Genomic DNA, 3,138 nt, shown 5'->3' on the forward strand with positions numbered 1-3,138 from the left:
TCGAACAAATGGGTAAAGTTATCGGTATCGACCTGGGCACCACCAACTCGTGTGTAGCCATCATGGACGGCGCCCAGCCGAAAGTCATCGAAAACTCGGAAGGGGCGCGGACCACGCCCTCGATCGTCGCCTTCACCGATGATGAGCGACTGGTCGGTCAGCCGGCGAAACGCCAGGCGGTCACCAACCCCTCGAACACCATTTTTGGCGTCAAGCGCCTGATCGGCCGTCGGGTCGACGATGCCGAGGTCACCAAGGACAAGAAGATGGTGCCGTTTTCCATCGTCAACGGTGGCAATGGCGACGCATGGGTCGAAGCCAAGAGCGAGAAGTATTCGCCGTCGCAGATTTCGGCCTTCATCCTCGGCAAGATGAAGGAAACCGCAGAATCCTATCTGGGTGAGGAAGTGACCCAGGCAGTGATCACGGTGCCCGCCTATTTCAACGACGCCCAGCGTCAGGCCACCAAGGATGCCGGCAAGATCGCCGGTCTGGAAGTGCTGCGCATCATCAACGAGCCGACCGCAGCTGCGTTGGCCTATGGCCTGGACAAGAAGAACAGCCAGACCATCGCCGTCTATGACCTTGGCGGCGGTACCTTCGACGTGACCATCCTGGAGATCGACGACGGCCTGTTCGAGGTCAAGTCGACCAATGGCGACACCTTCCTGGGTGGCGAAGATTTCGACATGCGGATCGTCAACTATCTGGCGGACGAGTTCAAGAAAGAGCACGGTGTCGACCTGTCTGGCGACAAGATGGCGCTTCAGCGTCTGAAGGAAGCTGCGGAAAAGGCCAAGATCGAGCTGAGCTCGACCACCCAGACCGAGATCAACCAGCCGTTCATCTCGATGGGCGCCAATGGTCAGCCTCTGCACCTGGTGATGAAACTGACCCGCGCCAAGCTGGAAAGCCTGGTGGGCGACCTGATCAAGAAGTCGATGGACCCCTGCAAGGCCGCGCTCAAGGATGCCGGCATTTCGGCCTCTGACGTTGACGAGGTGGTTCTGGTCGGCGGTATGACCCGCATGCCCAAGGTCATCGAGGAAGTGACCAAGTTCTTCGGCAAGGAGCCGCACAAGGGTGTGAACCCCGACGAGGTTGTCGCCATGGGTGCCGCCATTCAGGCCGGTGTTCTGCAAGGCGACGTCAAGGATGTGGTCCTGCTCGACGTGACCCCGCTGTCGCTGGGTATCGAAACCTTGGGCGGTGTCTTCACCCGTCTGATCGACCGCAACACCACGATCCCGACCAAGAAGTCTCAGGTTTTCTCGACCGCCGAGGACAATCAGAACGCGGTGACCATCCGCGTGTTCCAGGGCGAGCGTGAAATGGCCGCCGACAACAAGATCCTGGGTCAGTTCAACCTCGAAGACATCCCGCCGGCACCGCGCGGCATGCCGCAGATTGAGGTGACCTTTGACATCGACGCCAACGGCATCGTGTCGGTTTCGGCCAAGGACAAGGGTACCGGTAAAGAGCACAAGATCACCATCCAGGCCTCGGGCGGTCTTTCGGACGAGGACATCGAAAAGATGGTCAAGGATGCCGAGGAGAACGCCGAAGCCGACAAGGCCCGCAAAGAGCTGGTCGAGGCACGCAACCAGGCCGAAAGCCTGATCCATTCGACCGAGAAGTCGATCGAAGAGCATGGCGACAAGGTCGACCCGACCACTGTCGAGGCGATCGAACTGGCCATTGCCGCGCTGAAGGACGATCTGGACAAGGACGGCGTGAGCGCCGAGAAGATCAAGTCGGGCCTGCAAAACGTGACCGAAGCGGCCATGAAGCTGGGCGAGGCGATCTATAAGGCGCAGAGCGAAGGCGGCGATGGCGAGCCCGCAGGGGCGGATGCCGGTCCGTCGGACGACGACATCGTCGACGCTGAGTTCGAAGATCTCGGCGAAGACAAGCGCAAGTAACGGGTCATCCGGGCCAGAACGGGCCGGTCCGGTAACCGGGCCGGCCCGCATTCGTTGAGGCAGAAGGGAATTCGGATGTCAAAACGCGACTATTACGATCTGCTCGGTGTGTCCAAGGGCGCTTCGGCCGACGAGATCAAGAAGGCCTATCGCGGTAAGGCCAAGGAACTGCACCCGGACCGCAACAAGGACAACCCGGATGCCGAAACTCAGTTCAAGGAAGTGAACGAGGCCTATGAGGTTCTGAAAGACGCCGAGAAGAAGGCGGCCTATGACCGGTTTGGTCATGCCGCTTTCGAAGGCGGGATGGGCGGCGGCCAGCGTCCCGGCGGCGGTTTTGGATCGGGCGATTTCTCCAGCGCGTTCTCGGATGTGTTCGAGGACTTGTTCGGCGATTTCATGGGTGGCCAGCGGGGCGGCGGCGGCCGTCGTGCGGCGCGCGGCTCGGACCTGCGTTATAACCTACGGGTCACGCTGGAAGAGGCGTTCTCGGGCCTGCAAAAGACCATCAACGTACCCACTGCAGTGGCCTGTTCGGCCTGCGAGGGAACCGGCGCCGAAGGCGGGGTTGAACCCACCACCTGCCCGACCTGTTCGGGCATGGGCAAGGTGCGCGCGCAACAGGGCTTCTTTACCGTCGAGCGGACATGCCCCACCTGTTCGGGTCTGGGTCAGATCATCAAGAATCCATGCAAATCCTGCCGGGGGCAGGGTCGGGTCGAAAAGGACCGCGCGCTGAGCGTCAACATCCCCGCCGGGGTCGAAACCGGCACCCGCATTCGCCTGGCCGGCGAAGGCGAGGCCGGGATGCGTGGTGGCCCGCCGGGAGACCTCTATATTTTTGTCGAAGTCGCCAAGCATGAGCTGTTCGAACGCGACGGGGTGAATCTCTATTGCCGGGTGCCGGTCAGCATGGCCAAGGCGGCGCTGGGCGGTGCCATCGAGGTACCGACCATCGACGGCGGCCGCGGTCGGGTTCAGGTACCTGCCGGCAGCCAGTCGGGTCGGCAGATGCGCCTGCGCAGCAAGGGCATGCCAGCCCTGCGTGGCGGCGGCATCGGTGACATGTTCATCGAACTGGCGGTGGAAACCCCGGTCAACCTGACCAGCAAGCAGAAAGAGTTGTTGCGCGAATTCGACGAGCTGAGCGAAGACAACAATCCCGAGACCAAGAGCTTCTTTTCCTCGGTCAAGTCCTTTTGGGACGGGATGAAAG

At 61.3% G+C, this 3,138-nt stretch carries 2 protein-coding genes; both read left to right on the top strand.

The genetic code is table 11. The features are described 5' to 3' along the window. The first annotated feature begins 8 nt into the window (after positions 1-8). On the top strand, positions 9-1,922 hold the full coding sequence (dnaK, locus tag AC2FL1_RS23335; RefSeq protein ID WP_496827275.1) for a molecular chaperone DnaK: 1,914 nt from the start codon (positions 9-11) through the stop codon (positions 1,920-1,922). Between the two features lie 75 nt (positions 1,923-1,997). After that, on the top strand, positions 1,998-3,138 hold a 1,141-nt coding region (gene dnaJ, locus AC2FL1_RS23340; protein WP_496878513.1), incomplete at its 3' end, for a molecular chaperone DnaJ.

The sequence above is a fragment of the Ruegeria sp. YKSF070 genome (assembly GCF_059612725.1).